The organism is Pseudarthrobacter defluvii, assembly GCF_030816725.1.
Lineage (GTDB): Bacteria > Actinomycetota > Actinomycetes > Actinomycetales > Micrococcaceae > Arthrobacter > Arthrobacter defluvii_A.
Genome location: NZ_JAUSYG010000001.1, coordinates 482213 through 500406, shown reverse-complemented (window position 1 = coordinate 500406; position 18194 = coordinate 482213). Strand labels below are relative to the sequence as shown.

Below are 18194 nucleotides of genomic sequence, written 5' to 3'. Positions count from 1 at the left end.
GCGCATATGAGCATCGATAGCCTGGCAAGCCGCGCCCGTTCGATCGGGCGCGGCTTCGCCGTAACTGCCGGCGCCGGGGCGGCGGCCGGCATCGCCGCTTTCGGGTACGGCATGTGGGAGAAGAACCAGTTTGTCCTGCGTGAGGAGACCCTTGCCATCCTCCCGCCCGGCCGCGCACCGTTCCGGATCCTGCACCTCAGCGACATCCATTTCGTGCCCGGGCAGCGGAAGAAAGCTGAGTGGCTGGGGTCCCTGGCGGACCTCCGGCCGGATCTGGTGGTCAACACCGGAGACAACCTCAGCCATGTCAAGGCAGTGGACCCGCTCCTGGACGCCCTGAAGCCGCTCCTGCAGTTCCCCGGCGTCTTCGTCCCGGGATCCAACGACTACTTCGCACCCAGTCCCAAGAATCCTGCGTCCTACCTGCTGGGACCGTCCAAGGTGAAGCCGAAGCCGGTTGCCTTGGACTGGCCGCGGCTCCGTTCGGGCTTTGGCATGAGCGGCTGGGTTGACCTGACCAACCGCAACCAGTCGCTGGTTCTGAACGGGATGCGTTTCGACTTCTCCGGCGTGGATGATCCGCACCTGAAGCGTGAACGGTATGCAGGGTGGCCCCGCGGAACAGTCAGCCAGAATGCGAAAGACCATGTGAAGGTGGCTGTGATCCACGCGCCCTACCAGCGCGTGCTGGACCACTTCACCGAGAGCGGTGCCGACCTCCTGCTGGCCGGCCACACGCACGGGGGACAGCTGTGCATCCCCGGTTATGGCGCCATCATCGCGAACTGCGACATCCCCACCTGGCGGGCCAAGGGCCTCAACGACTGGTCGAGCAACGGAAGCACGACGCCGGTCAACGTCTCTGGCGGGATCGGCACCTCGCGCTTCGCTCCGGTAAGGATCGCCTGCAAACCCGAAGCCGTCCTGCTGACCCTCACCTCGCCGAACTAACCCGCTGCTCCATCAGGTTTGATCGCCTAAACGGGGCCACGGGGACAACGACTAATAGAGCGGACGGTATTACGGACTGCAATAACTGGGCAAGCAGCCGACGGACATCATCATCCCTGTGAATCGCATCACGCCATGGCATAGGGTGGCTGCTAGAGGAAACAACATTCGTTTTAGAGCTTGAGAAGCGGGCATGGCCAAGCAGACTCCCTTTTTCCGATCCATTAGCCGTCTTTACCCGCACGTCCGGCCCATCATCCCCAGGCTCCTGCTGGGTCTGCTCTGTGCGCTCCTGGCCAGCGTCGTCGCCCTGACCATCCCGCAGGTGCTGCGGGTCCTGGTCAACACGGCCCTTCAGCCCGGGGGCACCTCGGAGGCAGTCTGGACTTCGGCGGGCGTCATCCTGGTCCTGGGCGTCGCCGAGGCAGGACTGGTTGCGCTGCGCCGGCAGTTCGTCATCAACCCTGCCACCACCGTGGAAACCAGGATGCGGGTGTCCCTCTACGACCACCTGCAGGAACTCACTGTTTCGTTCCACGACCGCTGGGGCTCCGGCCAGCTGCTCTCCCGTGCCATGACGGACCTGAACTTCCTGCGCCGCTGGATGGCCTTCGGCGCCATCATGCTGGTGGTCACCACCCTCACCGTGATCATCGGCATCGTTGCCATGTTCGCCATGAGCTGGCAGCTGGCCCTGATCTTCCTTGCCGCCGCCGTTCCCATCACCATCAACAGCTTCCGGTTCCGCACCCGGTTCAGCAAAGTTGCGCGGCGCAGCCAGGACCAAGCCGGCGATCTTGCCACCACCGTGGAGGAATCCGTCCATGGCATCCGCGTACTCAAGGCCTTCGGCCGCAGCCGCGAGGCCCTGGAGAACTTCAACGAGCAGGCCGAGGAACTGCGCCAGACCGAGATCGAGAAGGCGCGCCACCAGGCAACGTTCACCATGGTGGTCACCCTGCTTCCGGAACTGGCGCTGGGAGCGGGGCTGGTGGTGGGGGTCATGCTCTGCGCCAGCGGCCAACTGAGCATCGGCGCCCTGGTGGCGTTCTTCGCCACTGCTGCCGTCATCGCCTCCCCCGTCGAATTCTCCGGCATGCTGTTGGCCATGGCACTCACGGCCAAGACCGCCGTCGACCGCCACTACGAGGTGATGGACACGCAAAACACCATCACCAGCCCTGCCCAGCCCCGGCTTCCGCGCGAGCTGGCCGGCGCGCTCCGCTTCAACAACGCAACCTTTGCCTTTGAGGACGCCCCGGACAAGCCCATCCTCAAGGACATCGATCTGGACGTCCGCCCCGGCGAAACCATGGCCCTGGTGGGCATCACCGGCAGCGGCAAGAGCGCACTGATCCAGCTGGTGCCGCGCCTCTACGACGTCACCAGCGGCGCCATCACCATCGACGGCGTGAACATCCGCGACTTCGACGTGGAGGAACTGCGCAGGATCGTCGGGGTGGCTTTCGAGGACACCACGCTCTTCTCCAATTCCGTGCGGGACAACGTCCTGCTGGGCGCCCCGGTGCGGAGCGAGGAGGTGCTGGACGAAGCACTGGACGTGGCCCAGGCACACTTCGCCTACTCACTGCCCGAAGGGGTGGACACCCTGATCGGCGAGGAAGGCCTGAGCCTGTCCGGCGGGCAGCGGCAACGGATCGCCCTGGCGCGCGCCATCGCCGCCCGTCCCCGCGTGCTGGTCCTGGACGATCCCCTGTCCGCCCTGGACGTTCATACCGAGGAACTGGTGGAAGCCCGCCTCCGGGAGGTCCTGAAGGACACCACCACCCTGATCGTGGCCCACCGACCCTCCACAGTGGCCCTCGCGGACCGGGTGGCGCTGCTGGAGGACGGCCGGATCACCGCCGTCGGGACACACACCGAACTGCTTGCGCACAACCAGCACTACCGCTATGTCATCGCAAGCCTGGACCGAGAACCGCGGGACCTGGACTCCGAATTGTCGGCGCTTGAGGACCAGGCCGAGGAAGTGACCCGATGAGCACCGCAACGTTCGGCACCGCCAATGAAGACAATGCCCACCTCAGCAAGAGCGACAGCAGGGCAGTACGACGGCGGTCGCTCGCCTTGCTGGGGTCGCTGATCCGTCCGGTGCGGGTACGGTTCTGGCTGACCATCGCCATGGTGGTCCTCTCGCAGGCAGCGCGCGTGGCCGGCCCGACGCTGATCGCCTTCGGCATCGACCACGCGCTTCCCGCACTCCAGGCCGGCGACAACCTCCCTCTCGTGTTCACCGGCGCCGCCTACCTGCTGGCAGCTATTGCGACGGCGGGACTCACCGCCCTGTACGTCACCTCCACGGCGCGGCTCAGCCAGGCGATGCTGCTGGACCTGCGGGTGCGCGTGTTCCGGCATACCCAGCGGCTCAGCCTGGAGTTCCACGAAAAGTACACCTCCGGCCGGATCATCGCCCGGCAGACCTCGGACCTGGAGGCACTGCGCGAACTGCTCGATTCCGGCGTCAGCTCCCTGGCCTCGGGCATGCTGTTCATGGCCTTCACCGCGATCACCATTTTTGCCTTGGACTGGCGGAGCGGCTTGCTGGTGCTGGCCGCCGGGGTGCCCATGTTCTTCCTCTCCCGCTGGTACCAGAAGCACTCGCAGATCGCCTTCCGGGAATCCCGGGTGGTCTCCGCGCGCCTGATTGTGCATTTCGTGGAAACCATGACCGGCATCCGCGCCGTCAAGGCCTTCCGCAAGGAGAAGGAGAACTCCGAGCGCTACGGCAAGCTCGCTGAGGACTACCGGCTGGTCACCGTCCGCTCCATCAACCTCAACGGCATCTTCCAGCCGGGGCTGGTGCTGATCGGCAACGTCTGCGTCGCAGTTGTCCTGCTCTTTGGCGGGTTCCGGGTGCTGGGCGGCGACCTGGCCGTCGGCGTGCTCCTCGCCCTGATCCTCTCCACCAAGCGGTTCTTCCAGCCGGTGGACCAGATGGCCATGTTCTATAACTCGTTCCAAAGTGCGCAGGCCGCCTTGGAAAAGGTCTCCGGGCTGCTCGAAGAAGTCCCCACAGTCCGGCCGCCCAAGAACCCGGTGGCCCTGCCGAGTGCTACCGGACGGATCGACTTCAACGACGTCGAATTCCGCTACGGCGACGGCCCGCTGGTGGTCCCCCGCCTGGACCTGCACATCCCGGCCGGTCAGACCGTGGCGCTGGTGGGACAGACGGGCGCCGGAAAATCCACCCTGGCCAAACTCATCGCCCGGTTCTACGACGTCACCTCCGGCGCCCTCACCCTTGATGGGGTGGACCTCCGGGACTTGGCCACTGCCGACCTTCGCCGGAACATCGTCATGGTCACCCAGGAGGCTTTCCTGTTCAGCGGTTCAGTTGCGGACAACATCGCTTTGGGCCGGCCGGAAGCCTCACGGGCGGAAATCGAAGAGGCAGCCAAGGCTGTTGGCGCCCACGAGTTCATCCTTGAACTTCCCGAAGGCTACGACACGGACGTCAACAAACGCGGCGGCAGGGTCTCCTCCGGCCAACGGCAGCTGATCAGCTTCGCCAGGGCTTTCCTGGCCCGGCCGGCGGTGCTGATCCTGGACGAAGCCACCTCCTCCCTGGACATCCCGTCCGAACGCCTGGTCCAGGCAGGGCTGGCCCGCCTGCTGGCCGGAACTGAAGCGGCACGGAGGACTGCGCTGATCATCGCCCACAGGCTTTCAACCGTGGAGACGGCAGACCGGGTGCTGGTGGTGCACGACGGCCGCATCGTGGAGGACGGCACGCCCGACGAACTGATCGGCGGCGGCGGACGGTTCGCCGACCTGCACGGGGCGTGGAAGGACTCGCTGGTCTGAGTTCCAGGTCCAGGATTTCGCATCAGGGGCCGGGATCGGCTATCCTTGTAAAGTTGCTTTTGCAGCGGATCGGGATGTAGCGCAGCTTGGTAGCGCGCTTCGTTCGGGACGAAGAGGTCGCAGGTTCAAATCCTGTCATCCCGACCAAAACGGAAAGAGGGTCTCCTTGCGGAGGCCCTCTTTTTTCATATCGATGCGGTAACGGACGCCCGCCCGATCACGACCAGATTCTGGCCCGAATCCGGCTCTTGGCTTTTAAAACGAACAGCCCCGGAGCTGTTGCTCCGGGGCTGTTCCTTCGCCTCCTGTGGTGAGGAAACTACTACATCGGGTTGGGCCAGTTGCCGCTGTAGGTGACGTACGTGGTATCGGTCTTCTTATCCTTGGTCTTGCTGGACATCGGATTCGGCCAGTTTCCGCTTGCTACCGAAGTGTCTGAGTTGTCAGTCAGGGAGCCGGCCGACAGCACTGCGGGGGCGGCCGCAGAGAATGCCAAGGCACCAGCCAATACAGCAGCGGCTGCAATTTTTTTCAACATGTTTGTTCCTCAATACGAGTCGGATTCGTTACACTTCAGCACTGCCCTTGTTGACACTCATTGTAAAATGTTTTCCACAGGGGCTGTCAAGCGTTTGGGGCGAAGACCGTCCAGAGAGGAGGATGTCCCTTGGGCAACGGATTCGGAGAAAAGCTCCGGGCGGAGCGCCTTGAGCGCGGACTGACACAGGCAGAACTCGGTAAGGACCTGTATTCTCCGAGTTACATCTCTCTGCTCGAGACGGGCCGGAGGGAACCTACCGCCGAAGTAATCGAGGAGTTGGCACGCCGGCTCGAGTTGGCTCCCAAGGCGCTGGAGGCTTGGAGCCAGCCGGTTTCCCTTAGTGACGCTGAGTACGTTCTCGCTGGGCTCTATGCTCGGCAGGCCTGGGACTTGCGTGACTACGCCTTGGCAGCCGGTCATGCGGCAACTGCGGCTCAATATGCACTGGAAGGTAGGAACACCAGCGCGTGGTGGAACATGACCTACATGCAGGCCGAGTGTCTCATGAGGCACGGTGACCTTCAGGACTGTAAGCAGATCATCGCGCGGCTGGTTGAGCATCCGATGGCCCGTGAATCAGTGGGCTTGGGGGTCCGCGCACGGCAGATGATGGCTGCCGTCCTGCAGCGGGAGGGCCAGCTTTCCGCTGCGGTGGACGAGGCGTTGGAGGCGATGAAGCTTGCTGAACAATTGCCCAAGAGTTCCACCATCATTATTGGTGCGCTGCGGGTCCTCATCGGGGTACTCGCGGAAAGCGGCCGGCTGGAAGAAGCCTGGAGGTACTGCCAGCAGCTCAGCGGACAGGTCAACGAAAGCACTATGCCCCAACTAGCCGGAGAAGTGGCCTGGGTGGTGGGTAACGTGGCTTTCATGCGGCACGACTACCAGGAGGGGGTCAAGGAGCATGAGCGGGCCGCAAGGCTTCTCTCGCCAGCAAACGACATAGAAATGTGGGCGCGGTTCAACAAGGCGTCCGCGGCTGTCCGCCTCCAATCAGGAATCGTTGAACCCGAAACGCTCGCATCAATTGAACGGGCAGAGCTGGCTTTTTCCATCGTGCACGGAATGAAGAGTGACGAGCTGGAAGTGGCTTTCATTCGAGCCAGATGGTTGTACCTCACAGGCGATGTATTGGCCGCCATCGGGAAGTTGCGCGACATCCATGCGCAGCGCGAAGCGTTGGCCAAGCACACGGCGGGTGAGGTTTCGCTCCTATTGGGTAAAACCCTTAAGGCTGCGGGGGAGCCCGACGAAGCACTCATCTACCTACAGGAGGCCCAGAAAGCCTTCAGTTCGGCGGGGGCACAGGACCTCGTCCAGCAGGCACTGGACGCGATTCTTGAAATAAAGCTGGCACAGAAACGCGCCGAAGCCGCCGCTTCAAAGGCCAGCTGACGAACCTAACAGCCAAAGCCAGGTAAGCGCGGGGAGTGCGCTTACCTGGCCAACGCCGTCTTAGGAAAACGTCTTTCCCGTGATCTTCTCGTACGCTTCGACGTACCGGCTGCGGGTGCGCTCCACAACGTCGGAAGGGAGTGCAGGCGGCGGCGCATCTGAGGACTTGTCCCAGCCGGACTCGGCCGACGTCAGCCAGTCCCGCACGTACTGCTTGTCGTAGGACGGCTGGGCCTGGCCTGGCTTGTAGGTGGCGGCATCCCAGAACCGCGAGGAATCCGGCGTGAGCACTTCATCGCCCAGCGTGATGGATCCGGAGACGGCGTCGTACCCGAATTCCACCTTCGTGTCCGCCAGGATGATGCCGCGCTCCCGGGCGATCTTTTCCGCCGTCGTGTAGATCTTGAGCGTCAGCTCGCTCAGGCGGCCCGCAATATCGTCCCCCACCAGCGCCACCACGGCGTCGTACGTGATGTTTTCGTCGTGTTCGCCGATCAGGGCCTTAGCCGACGGGGTGAAGATGGCGTGCTCCAGCCGCGATCCTTCCACCAGCCCTTCCGGCAGCGGGATGTTGCACACAGTGCCGGACGCCTTGTACTCCTGCAGCCCGGACCCCGTGAGGTAGCCCCGGGCGATGCACTCCACCGGAAACATGTCCAGCTTCTTGCAGATCATTGCCCGGCCCCTCAACCTCGGCCGGCACGCCGTCCTCCACGGTGGAACCGAGCACGTGGTGTTCAACGCCCAACTGGTCGAACCACCAGAGGCTCAGCTGGGTGAGGATGCGCCCCTTGTCGGGGATTTCGCTGGACAGCACGTGGTCGTAGGCGCTGATGCGGTCGCTGGCCACCACCAGCACGCAATCCTGGCCAACGCGCTGCAGGACGGACTCGTCGGCGGGCTCGTACAGGTCGCGCACCTTGCCGGAGTAGATGTGTTTCCACCCCGGCAGGTCCAGGGTTTCAGTGGCGTAGCCGCGGTTCTCGGAAGTTTCACTCATGTCAGGCCTTTGCTTTCACGATGGGCATCGAGCTGGTGGCGCCGTAGGGGACCTTGATTTCGCCGCGGGTGGCCTTGCGGGCGATGTCAGTGCGGAACTGCGAGCCTTCCAGCTGGACCAGCTCCACGCCGTCGTACGCCTTCTCGCGCGCCTCCACCAGGTCGCTGCCCAGGGCAACCACCGCGAGGACGCGCCCGCCTGCGGAAACCACCTTGCCGTCCTCATCCAGGGCGGTACCCGCGTGGATGACGTGCACGCCATCCAGGGCTTCCACCTTTTTGAGGCCGCGGATACGGTCGCCCGTGCGGGGCTTGTCCGGGTAGTTTTCGGAAGCAATAACGACGGCGACAGCGGCTTCCTTGGCCCAGCGCAGCTCCTCGGCCTTGTCGAGTTCGCCCTTGGCGGCTGCCATCAGCAGGGCACCGAGGGGGGTCTTGAGCCGCGCGAGGACCGCCTGAGTCTCGGGGTCGCCGAAGCGGACGTTGAACTCGATGACGCGGGTGCCGCGCGAGGTGAGGGCCAGGCCGACGAAAAGCACGCCCACGAACGGGGTTCCGCGGCGGGCCATCTCGTTGACGGTGGGCTGGGCCACGCGGTCCAGGACTTCCTGAACCAGGCCTTCGGGGGCCCATTCAAGCGGGGTGTAGGCGCCCATGCCGCCGGTGTTGGGCCCTTCGTCGTTATCGAAGATGCGCTTGAAATCCTGCGCCGGTGAGAGCGCCACGGTGTTCTGCCCATCGCAAAGGACGAACAGGGAAACTTCGGGGCCGTCCAGGAACTCCTCGATTACCACCGATCCGCCGGCATCGAAGCAGGACTGGGCGTGGGCCAGGGCTTCGTCGCGGTTCCTGGTAACCACCACGCCCTTGCCAGCGGCCAGGCCGTCGTCCTTCACCACGTATGGGGCGCCGAAGGTATCCAGTGCGGACGCTGCTTCCTCGGGGTTGGTGGCCACCATGGCCATGGCAGTGGGTACGCCGGCCTCGGCCATGACTTCCTTGGCGAAAGCCTTCGACGCCTCCAGCTGGGCTGCAGCCTTGCTGGGCCCGAACACGGGAATGCCGGCTTCACGCACGGCATCGGAGACACCGGCGGCGAGCGGAGCCTCGGGGCCTACCACCACGAGGTCTACTGCGAGCCGGGTGGCAAGCCCCGCAACTGCCTGGGGATCGTTGCCGTTGATGTCGTAGGTGGGGACCAGCTTGCTGATGCCGGCATTGCCCGGCGCCGCGTGGACTTCGGACACGTTCGGGTCGGCAAGCAGGGAGCGGACAATGGCGTGTTCGCGGCCTCCGGGGCCAATAACGAGTACCTTCACAGTGTCCAAGGGTACTTTGTGCACCCTTCGCGCTCCTAAGCTGTGACCTTCCCTGGCCGCCCGATCAATCCGCGCCCCCGCCCGTTCCGAACCCTACACATGACAACGCTTCGAAACCGGAAAACCGGCCCCGCCGCCATGGCCGCACTGGCAGGCGTGGTGGCGGCCGCCGTCGTACTTGCCGTTGCGGAGCTGATTGGCGCGTTCTTTACCGCCAGGGCAACCCCGCTTTTTGCCCTGGGGTCAACCTTCATCGACTTCACGCCGCCGTGGCTGAAGGACTTTGCGGTCACCACGTTCGGCACGAACGACAAGGCCGCCCTGTTCGTGGGCATGGGCCTGACCATCGCTGTGCTTGCGTGCGTACTTGGGGTGATGGCCTACCGGAAGTGGGCGCTGGGCGTTCTGGGGGTGTTGTTCATGGGGGCCGTGATCGTGGCCTGCGTGGTGACCCGCGCGGGTGTCAGCCCCGCGGACGCCATCCCTACGGTGCTGGGAACGGCAGCCGGGCTGTTGGTCCTGCGCCGCCTGATGGTGCGTTTGTGGGGGCTGAAGGAGTGGCCGGAAGCTGCGGCGGACACAGCGTACGACGGCGGCACGGGCCCCGGTGGCGAAGGCACCAGCCGCCGTGGTTTCTTTACTGCCGCAGGGATCACCGGGCTGGCTGCCGGTATCGCGGCCACCGGCGGACGGCTGCTGGGTGCCGCGCGCAACAACGTGGTGCAGGCCAGGGAAGCTCTCCGGCTGCCGGCACCGGCGAAAGCAGCGGCCGCGGTGCCCGCTGGCGTCCAGTCCCCCGTGCCGGGTGTTACCCCGTGGCTGACGCCAAACAATGAGTTCTACCGCATCGATACCGCCCTGAGCGTCCCGGAGGTCAACGTCGATGACTGGGAACTGCGCGTGCACGGACTGGTGGAGCAGGAAGTCACGCTGACCTTCCAGGACCTGCTGGACGCGGAGCTGATCGAGTCGCACGTGACCCTTACCTGCGTGTCCAACCCGGTGGGCGGCAACCTGGCCGGCAACGCCAGGTGGCTGGGGCTTCCCATCCGCGAAGTCCTGGCCCGGGCCAGGCCCAAGGACGGCGCGGACATGGTGCTGTCCACCTCCATCGACGGCTTCAGCGCCTCCACTCCCCTCGAGGTCCTGCAGGACGGCCGTGACGCAATGCTGGCCATCGGCATGAACGGCGAGCCGCTGCCACTCGAGCACGGCTACCCGGTGCGGATGGTGGTCCCCGGGCTGTACGGGTTTGTCTCCGCCACCAAGTGGGTGGTGGACCTGGAGGTGACGCGTTTCGCGGACAGCAAGGCCTACTGGACCGAGCGCGGCTGGTCAGAGCGTGGCCCCATCAAGACCATGGCCCGCGTGGAGGTGCCCAAATCCTTCGCGAAGGTACCGGCTGGAAAAGTTGTCGTTGGCGGCACTGCCTGGGCCCAGACCCGCGGCATCACCAAGGTGGAGATCCAGATCGACAGCGGTGACTGGGCGGAAGCCACCCTCTCCACCGAAGCCTCGACCAGCACCTGGCGCCAGTGGTCCTACGAGTGGGACGCCACGCCCGGCCCGCACTACATCAAGGTCCGGGCCACCGACGGGACCGGTGAAGTCCAGACCGACAAACGGGCCGATCCCGTCCCTGACGGCGCCTCCGGCTGGCAGTCGGTGATGGTCACGGTTCAGTAGCCGGCGGCGCTGCAGCAGAAGCTTCACCGTTCCGTAGGGGGCTGGCCCATAGACTGGCGGTATGCCGCATAATCCGCATGCCACCTTCACCGTGGACTCCGCCGTCGAACTGGCCGTGATCGAACGCAGCGGCTTTGTGGAGTCGCGGCACGTTGGTTCCGCCGTCCTTCTGTCCGCCGACGGTTCAGTGGTCACCGAGCTTGGCGACATCAATACCCCCATCTATGCCCGGTCCACGCTGAAGCCGTTCCAGGCGCTGGCTTCCATGCAGTCCGGGGTTCCGCTGCGCGGCGCCCAGGTGGCCATTGCCTGCGGGAGCCACACCGGTTCGCTGGACCACATGGACGTGGTGGCAGGCATGCTCAAGGCGGCCGGAGTCCGGGAAGACCAGCTGCAGTGCCCGGAAGCGTGGCCACAGGATGAAACTGCCCGCAACTGGCTGGTGCGCTCGGAAAAGGGAAAATCCCGGCTGGCCTACAACTGTTCCGGGAAGCACGCAGCCTTCCTTTGGGCCTGCACTGAGAACGGATGGGACACGCACAGCTACCTGGAGCCCAACCACCCCCTGCAGCAGCGGGTCCGCACCGTCATCGAGGAATACACGGGTGAGCAGATCGCGCACCTGGGCATCGACGGGTGCGGCGCGCCCGTGGCCGCTGTTTCCCTGAAGGGGCTCGCCAGGGCGTACTCCCAACTGGCCAAGGCGCCGGGTGACCAGAGCTTCAGCGCCAGGGCCGCCACCATCGCCACCTCGATGCTCGACTACCCGTGGGCCGTGCAGGGCCGCGGGGAAGCCAACACCCTGGTGATGGACGAACTCGAGATCATCGCCAAGATCGGGGCCGAGGGCGTCCTGGCCATGGCCACACCCCAAGGCGTTTCCGTGGCCGTCAAAATCCTCGACGGAAACATCCGCGCCACCTCCCTTGTGGCCCTGACCCTTCTGGCGGCAGCAGGGGCCGTGGAAATTCCGGGCGTGGCCAGCGCCCTGGAAAAGGTGGTTGAACCTGTGCTTGGCGGCGGACGCCCCGTGGGCAAGATCCGCCTGGGTCCTGCCGTTTCCGCGCTCCTGGACTGACACCCCCTTCCCCAACTGACTCAAAAGGAAAGACTGCAAGCATGGCCGTAGCCCGCCGTCGTATTGACGTCCAGGAAGGCAAAGCAGCACTGAAGGCCTGGCTGGGAGCTGCCCAGCCGCCGTCGGACGCTCCCCTGCCGCGGGCCGTCCTTGCCACAGCCGTAAGGTACTCGCTGGAGGAACTGACCGCCCGGGCCCCGGGCAACTCCGTGGAGGTGCGCGTGCCGCCGTTTGGCGTCACCCAGTGCGTGGAGGGCCCGCGGCACACCCGCGGCACCCCACCCAACGTGATTGAGTGCGACGCCGCCACCTGGCTTGCGATGGTCACGGGCCAGACTGCGTGGGCAGACGCTGTTGCTGCCGGCAAAGTTGCGGCATCCGGCCTGCGCGCGGACCTGTCGGCCCTGCTCCCTCTTTAGTCCGCGGGTTTACCGCGCGTCTACCCGCGGCCGATGAAGGGCATGCCGGCCGCGGTGACCACAATTGACCCGATGCTGGCCGAGGCCGGCATGTTGGCCATCATCAGCACTGCGCGCGCCGCATCGGCCACGGGGAACATCGGCTCGATTTTCCGGCTCCCGTCGGCCTGCAGCGCCCCCGAACCGACCCCGATGGTGTCCATGATCTCGGTGGCGGTATTGCCGATATCGATCTGCCCGCAGGTGATGCCGTAGCCCCGGCCGTCCAGTTCGATGCTCTTGGTGAGGCCCGTCATGGCGTGCTTGGTGACCGTGTACGCCACGGTGCGGGGCCGGGGAGAGTGGGCCGAAATGGAGCCGTTGTTGATGATCCGCCCACCCTGCGGCTCCTGCGCCTTCATGGCCCGGACCGCAGCGGCGGCACAGAGCATGGACCCGGTGAGGTTCACCGCGACCGTGTCGTTCCATTCCTGGAGGCTGATCTCGTCCACGGCCGCTGCCGGGCCGAACACCCCAGCGTTGTTGAACAGCACGTCCACGCGCCCCCACTGTTGCAGGGCTGCCTGGAAGAGGCGTTCGACGTCGCCGGGCCGGGTGACGTCGCAGGGCACCACGAGCGCGTCCGGGTGCCCTTGCGCCGTTGCAGCGAGTTGTTCTTCCCGGCGTCCCGCAAGTGCCACGCCGTAGCCGTCGGCCAGCATCTGCCGGGCTACCTCACGACCGATGCCGGATCCGGCCCCGGTGACGACGGCGACTTTCCGCCTTTCGGCAGGGGTGGTTATCGGGTTCTCCTTGGCTGCAGCGGTCATAATTGCATCGTACCGCCCCGCTCACCTAATCTCGAACAGCAGAATTGTTTTCTCACAATATGAAAACATGTCCCCGTTTGTTCAATGATGAAAAGAGGTTGGACGTGGCTGCAGGAGAAGAGACCTCCCATATCCTCAGCGGGTTGACTAACCAGCTGCCTGATCGTGATCCGGAAGAAACTGCCGAGTGGGTTGAGTCCCTGGATGCGTTGATCAGGGAACAGGGTACCGAGCGTGCCCAATACATCATGCGGAGCCTGCTGCAGCGCGCGGGCGCGCAGAGCGTGGGGGTCCCGATGGTGACCACCACCGATTACGTGAACACCATCCCGGTGGACCAGGAAGCCGAATTCCCCGGGAACGAGGAATACGAGCGCCGGTACCGGGCGTACATGCGGTGGAACGCCGCGGTCATGGTGCACCGGGCGCAGCGGCCCGATATCGGCGTCGGCGGGCACATCTCCACCTACGCCGGGGCCGCGACCCTGTACGAGGTGGGGTTCAACCACTTCTTCCGCGGCAAGGACCACGCCGGCGGCGGGGACCAGGTCTTCTTCCAGGGCCACGCCTCCCCCGGCATGTACGCCAGGGCGTTCATGGAAGGCCGCCTGTCCGAGGAGGACCTGGACGGGTTCCGGCAGGAAAAGTCCCGCGAAGGCCACGCCCTGTCCTCCTACCCGCACCCGCGCCTGATGCCGCACTTCTGGGAATTCCCCACCGTGTCCATGGGCATCGGGCCGATGAACGCGATCTACCAGGCCCAGAACAACCGCTACCTGCACAACCGGGGCCTGAAAGACACCTCGGACCAGCAGGTCTGGGCGTTCCTTGGCGACGGGGAAATGGACGAACCCGAATCCCGCGGCCTGCTCCAGCTTGCCGCCAACGAGAACCTGGACAACCTGAACTTCGTGATCAACTGCAACCTCCAGCGCCTGGACGGCCCGGTGCGCGGCAACGGCAAGATCATGCAGGAACTCGAAGCGTTCTTCCGCGGCGCGGGCTGGAACGTGATCAAGGTCGTCTGGGGCCGGGAATGGGATGACCTGCTCACCCGCGACACCGACGGGTCCCTGGTAAAGATCATGAACGAAACCGTCGACGGCGACTACCAGACCTACAAGGCCGAATCCGGCGGGTTCGTCCGCGAACACTTCTTCGGCAAAACCCCGCAGACCAAGGACCTCGTCGCGGACCTGACCGATGACCAGATCTGGAACCTCAAACGCGGCGGCCACGACTACCGCAAGGTCTACGCCGCGTACAAAGCCGCCACCGAATTCAAGGGCAAACCCACCGTCATCCTCGCCCACACCGTCAAGGGCTATGGCCTCGGCCCGCACTTCGAGGGCCGCAACGCCACCCACCAAATGAAGAAGCTCACTATCGGGGATCTTAAGGAATTCAGGGATTACCTGCGCATTCCCATTTCGGATGAACAGCTCGACGCCGACCCGTACCGGCCTCCCTACTACCACCCGGGCTTCGATGCGCCCGAGATTGCCTATCTCCTTGAACGGCGAAGGGCCCTGGGCGGTTCTGTTCCCGAGCGCCGGGGCAGATACCAGGCTGTGGTTCTTCCGGACCCGAAGTCCTATGAAGTGGCCAAACGCGGCTCAGGCAAGCAGATGGCGGCGACCACCATGTCATTTGTGCGCCTGCTCAAGGATTTGCTCCGGGACAAGAATTTCGGGAACCGGATCGTGCCCATCGTGCCGGATGAGTCCCGGACTTTCGGCATGGATGCGTTCTTCCCAACGGCGAAGATCTATAGCCCGGCTGGCCAGAACTACCTGTCCGTGGACCGTGACCTGGTCCTGGCCTACAAGGAATCCCCCGCAGGCCAGCTGATCCACCCCGGGATCAACGAAGCCGCGCGCCGTGGCAGCCTTCACCGCCGCCGGAACCTCCTACGCCACCCACGGCATCCCGCTGGTCCCGGTCTACGTGTTCTACTCCATGTTCGGCTTCCAACGCACCGGCGACGCCTTCTGGGCCGCCGGAGACCAGATGACCCGCGGCTTCATCATCGGCGCCACCGCAGGACGGACCACCCTCACCGGCGAAGGCCTCCAGCACGCCGACGGCCACTCCCCCCTGCTGGCCTCCACCAACCCCGCCGTCCTCACCTACGACCCCGCCTACGGCTACGAAATCGGACACATCGTCCGCTCCGGACTCGAACGGATGTACGGGGAAGGGTCCGAAGGACACAACGGCGACAAGAACGTCATGTACTACCTCACCGTGTACAACGAACCCATCCTCCAACCCGCAGAACCCGAGAACCTCGACGTCGAAGGCGTCATCAAGGGCATCTACCTGCTCGCCCCGGCACAGGCCGCAGGACTGAACGAAAACGGTCCCCGCACCCAGATCCTCGCCTCCGGCGTCTCCGTGCCCTGGGCCCTCGAAGCCCAGCGCGTGCTGGCCGATGACTGGAACGTCTCCGCCGACGTCTGGTCCGTGACCTCCTGGAACGAACTGCGCCGCGACGGCCTCGCCGCCGAAGAAGAAGCCTTCCTCAACCCCGGCCAGCCCACCCGCGTCCCCTTCGTCACCCAGCAACTCGAAGGAGCCACCGGCCCCATCGTCGCCGTCTCGGACTACATGAAAGCCGTCCCGGACCAGATCCGGCAGTTCGTCCCCAACGAATTCGCCACCCTCGGCGCCGACGGCTTCGGCTTCTCCGACACCCGCGCAGCAGCCCGCCGCTACTTCAAGAACGACACCCACTCCATCGTCGTGAAAGTGCTGCAAATGCTCGCGGCGAGGGGCGAAGTTGCGGCAGACGCGCCGTCGTACGCCATGGACCGCTACAAGCTCCTGGACGTCAAGGCCGGCACCACCGGCGGGGCAGGCGGAGACGCCTGACAACCACCGCCGGCAGCAGTCGGGGCAGTTTCCGGGGGGAGCCTGCCCCGACTGCTTTGGCATTGGCTAGGGTGCAGCTATGAGGAACACGGAACATCTGGGCGTGCCCACCCGGTCCGTCACAGGAGTACTCCTTGCGGCCGGGGCCGGGACACGTCTGGGTTTGGGACCGAAGGCCCTGCTGCCGTACCAGGGCCGGCCGTTGGTGGAAGCCGTCGCCAATACACTGCTCGACGGCGGTTGCCGGGAAGTGGTGGTGGTCCTAGGGGCAGGAGCGCCGCAGGTGACAGCGACCGCCGGGCTGGAAGGCTACCGGGTGGTGATCAACCCTGAGTGGCAGTCCGGCTTGGGCAGTTCCTTCCTGCTCGGCAACCAATCCGCGGACCCTGCGGACCACCTGCTGATCGCCCTCGTGGACCAACCCGGGCTGACCGCGGCGACGGTGCAACGGCTACTGGCCCGGCACGGTCCCGGCCGGATCACCGCCGCAGCGTACCGCCGCCTCTTGCCCGAGGGCGCGCTGCCTGACATTCGCGGCCGCGAAGATATCGCCGGCCCCGAAGACAACCGCGGGCAAGCGGGGCAGCTTCGCCGCGGGCACCCCCTGCTCATCGATGCCTCCCTGCGGGAGGCCGTGTGCGCAACGGTTACGGGCGACGCCGGGGCGCGTGGCTTCCTGCGGAGCCATCCGGAACTAGTGGATGAAGTGGACTGCAGCGACCAGTCCACCGGGGAAGATGTGGATACCCCGGACCAGCTGGGCCTTCTCCAGTAGCAGCCGAGATCCACTGGCACCCGACCACCACCAGAAGGCCACCTCCAGCAGCACGCGAAGACGGTCAGGCGTGGGCGCGGAGGAACCGATCAAGGGCATCCTCCCAAGGGGACCCGCGGTGATGAACGACGTCGATGCCGCCAACTGACAGACCCTCCGGCCAGCGTGGTGGTTCCCAGTCCTGGTGTTCGCTTTGGTAGTGCCGGCCGGTGGGTGAGGTCCAGCCGGGTGGTTCGTTTTTGGTGGCCGGGGTGGGTTGCCAGCCAGTGCTGTGCCGGAGTTTGTGGTGTTTCGGGCAGGGCTGACCCAAGTTGGCGATCCCGGTGGTGCCGCCCTTGGCCCACGCGAGGATGTGGTCGGCGTCGTTGTCCAGCGAGTTGTTGCTGCAGCCCGGGAACGGGCATTTCCCGTCCCGCATCCGAAGCCAGGCCCGCATCGCGCCGGTCACCCGGTAGCCCGTCCGCCCGATCTCCAGCGGCGCCCCGTCCCGCGGATCCACCAAGACCCGGTAAAACGAGTCGGCACCGTTCGCGACCAGGTCCCTGGCCATCGACGGCGGGATGGGGCCGTACCCGTCCAGCATCGCCGGCTCATCGGTCATACCCATCAGGGAGAACACCGGGACCGTGACCAACACCTGCGCCCGGATCGGCGACGACGGTAAACCCGCTCCTTCCACGACCCCCGCTGCGGTATGTCTGTCGTCCGTGGCACCGCTGCCAAGAATCGCGTCGGCGAAGTTGTCGGCCCGCAACTGCGGCATGCCGCGGCGCTCCTCCGGTCCCTGCATGGCACGCGAGATAGCCGTAAGCCGGTTCCACCCGGCCAACGCCTGGTCCGCGGGTAGACAGGCGGACAGCCAGGCCATCCCGTCCTGGTCCGCCCGGAACTCCACCCGCCGGTCCGCCACCCCCTTCGCATGCCGGACTTCAATGCTCTCCGCATGGTGGCGTTCCCGCCACGTCCGGGCCTTGGCCTTGAACCGGTGCGCCGGCATCTGCCCCACCGGGCACCCCCGGGCCGGGTCAGCTGCATCAGGATTCAGGAAATGCCCCTCCAACGCAGCGGCACCGGCAACATCAAGACCGGCCGCCTCATCCGCCATCACCACCGCGTGCTGCCACGACAGGACACCTGCCTGCAAAGCTTCAAGCGTCCTCGGCAACGTCGACCTCAGAGCATAGGAGGTCGACAGGAACGACGACGCCGCCCGCGGCCCAAGCGCCAAAACGCACCCAATCTCCGCAGCGACCGCCATCTCCTGCGCGTGCACCGGAACATCGGGTCCCGCGACTGCACAGGCACTGTCCGCGTACTTCACCGCGGCTTTGGCCTTTACCGCAGCAATCCCGGCCTCCACCTCCCGGGAACCGGCAAGAATGTCCAGGCACCCATCCGCCAGGCCAGCCAACGGATCAGCCTGAGAGAACGGCTCCGAACCGGCCCCGTCCACCTCCGCACTAAGCACAGCAAGGGCAGCCTTGATGTCCTCAAAGGCCCTCACCACCGCCTGTGTTCCCATG

Annotated in this window: 12 protein-coding genes, 1 tRNA gene and 2 pseudogenes; 10 read left to right on the top strand and 5 right to left on the bottom strand. The window is 65.4% G+C overall.

What is annotated here, in order from left to right:
* The first annotated feature begins 6 nt into the window (after window positions 1-6).
* The 4 genes from QF031_RS02260 to QF031_RS02245 all read left to right on the top strand — a co-directional run bounded on the left by QF031_RS02260 (window position 7) and on the right by QF031_RS02245 (window position 4923).
* On the top strand, window positions 7-951 hold the full coding sequence (locus QF031_RS02260) for a metallophosphoesterase (RefSeq protein ID WP_307423525.1): 945 nt from the start codon (window positions 7-9) through the stop codon (window positions 949-951).
* A gap of 193 nt (window positions 952-1144) precedes the next feature.
* Window positions 1145-2953, top strand: coding sequence for an ABC transporter ATP-binding protein (locus tag QF031_RS02255; RefSeq protein WP_307423523.1), 1809 nt, complete (start codon window positions 1145-1147; stop codon window positions 2951-2953).
* Window positions 2950-4776, top strand: a complete 1827-nt coding sequence (locus tag QF031_RS02250; RefSeq protein WP_307423520.1) for an ABC transporter ATP-binding protein — start codon at window positions 2950-2952, stop codon at window positions 4774-4776. The genes QF031_RS02255 and QF031_RS02250 overlap by 4 nt, the downstream gene beginning before the upstream one ends.
* A gap of 70 nt (window positions 4777-4846) precedes the next feature.
* Window positions 4847-4923, top strand: a tRNA-Pro gene (locus QF031_RS02245).
* 175 nt (window positions 4924-5098) lie between these two features.
* On the opposite strand, the gene QF031_RS02240 is transcribed toward QF031_RS02245, so the two are convergent.
* Window positions 5099-5314: a hypothetical protein gene (locus QF031_RS02240; RefSeq protein WP_307423518.1), complete on the bottom strand. Its 216-nt coding sequence runs from the start codon at window positions 5312-5314 to the stop codon at window positions 5099-5101.
* Window positions 5315-5443: 129 nt separating this feature from the next.
* Here QF031_RS02240 and QF031_RS02235 point away from each other — a divergent pair, with 129 nt between their 5' ends.
* Window positions 5444-6712 carry a helix-turn-helix domain-containing protein gene (locus QF031_RS02235; protein ID WP_307423515.1) on the top strand — a complete coding sequence of 423 codons (1269 nt, stop codon included), beginning with the start codon at window positions 5444-5446 and terminating at the stop codon, window positions 6710-6712.
* A gap of 60 nt (window positions 6713-6772) precedes the next feature.
* Here the strand turns inward: QF031_RS02235 and QF031_RS02230 are convergent.
* Window positions 6773-7712: pseudogene (locus QF031_RS02230) on the bottom strand (phosphoribosylaminoimidazolesuccinocarboxamide synthase).
* A gap of 1 nt (window position 7713) precedes the next feature.
* On the bottom strand, window positions 7714-9030 hold the full coding sequence (gene purD / locus QF031_RS02225; RefSeq protein ID WP_307433077.1) for a phosphoribosylamine--glycine ligase: 1317 nt from the start codon (window positions 9028-9030) through the stop codon (window positions 7714-7716).
* Between the two features lie 99 nt (window positions 9031-9129).
* Here purD and QF031_RS02220 point away from each other — a divergent pair, with 99 nt between their 5' ends.
* From QF031_RS02220 to QF031_RS02210, 3 genes are all read left to right on the top strand, one after another.
* Complete coding sequence (locus QF031_RS02220) at window positions 9130-10716, top strand: molybdopterin-dependent oxidoreductase (RefSeq protein WP_307423512.1); 1587 nt, start codon at window positions 9130-9132, stop codon at window positions 10714-10716.
* A gap of 61 nt (window positions 10717-10777) precedes the next feature.
* On the top strand, window positions 10778-11794 hold the full coding sequence (locus QF031_RS02215; protein ID WP_307423509.1) for an asparaginase: 1017 nt from the start codon (window positions 10778-10780) through the stop codon (window positions 11792-11794).
* Between the two features lie 41 nt (window positions 11795-11835).
* On the top strand, window positions 11836-12213 hold the full coding sequence (locus QF031_RS02210) for a sterol carrier family protein (protein ID WP_307423505.1): 378 nt from the start codon (window positions 11836-11838) through the stop codon (window positions 12211-12213).
* 20 nt (window positions 12214-12233) lie between these two features.
* Here QF031_RS02210 and QF031_RS02205 read toward each other — a convergent pair whose 3' ends face one another.
* Window positions 12234-13022, bottom strand: coding sequence for an SDR family oxidoreductase (locus tag QF031_RS02205; RefSeq protein ID WP_307423502.1), 789 nt, complete (start codon window positions 13020-13022; stop codon window positions 12234-12236).
* A gap of 59 nt (window positions 13023-13081) precedes the next feature.
* On the opposite strand from QF031_RS02205, the pseudogene aceE reads away from it, so the two are divergent.
* Together aceE and nboR are read left to right on the top strand one after the other, a co-directional pair.
* Window positions 13082-15896, top strand: a pseudogene (gene aceE, locus QF031_RS02200) (pyruvate dehydrogenase (acetyl-transferring), homodimeric type).
* A 79-nt stretch (window positions 15897-15975) separates the two neighbouring features.
* Entirely contained in the window at window positions 15976-16671 is a 696-nt protein-coding gene (nboR, locus tag QF031_RS02195; protein WP_307423499.1) for a nicotine blue oxidoreductase, read from the top strand.
* Between the two features lie 64 nt (window positions 16672-16735).
* Here the strand turns inward: nboR and QF031_RS02190 are convergent, their stop codons facing one another.
* Window positions 16736-18193 (bottom strand): HNH endonuclease signature motif containing protein, encoded by a 1458-nt coding sequence (locus tag QF031_RS02190; protein WP_307423495.1) that lies wholly within the window; start codon window positions 18191-18193, stop codon window positions 16736-16738.
* Window position 18194 lies beyond the last annotated feature (1 nt).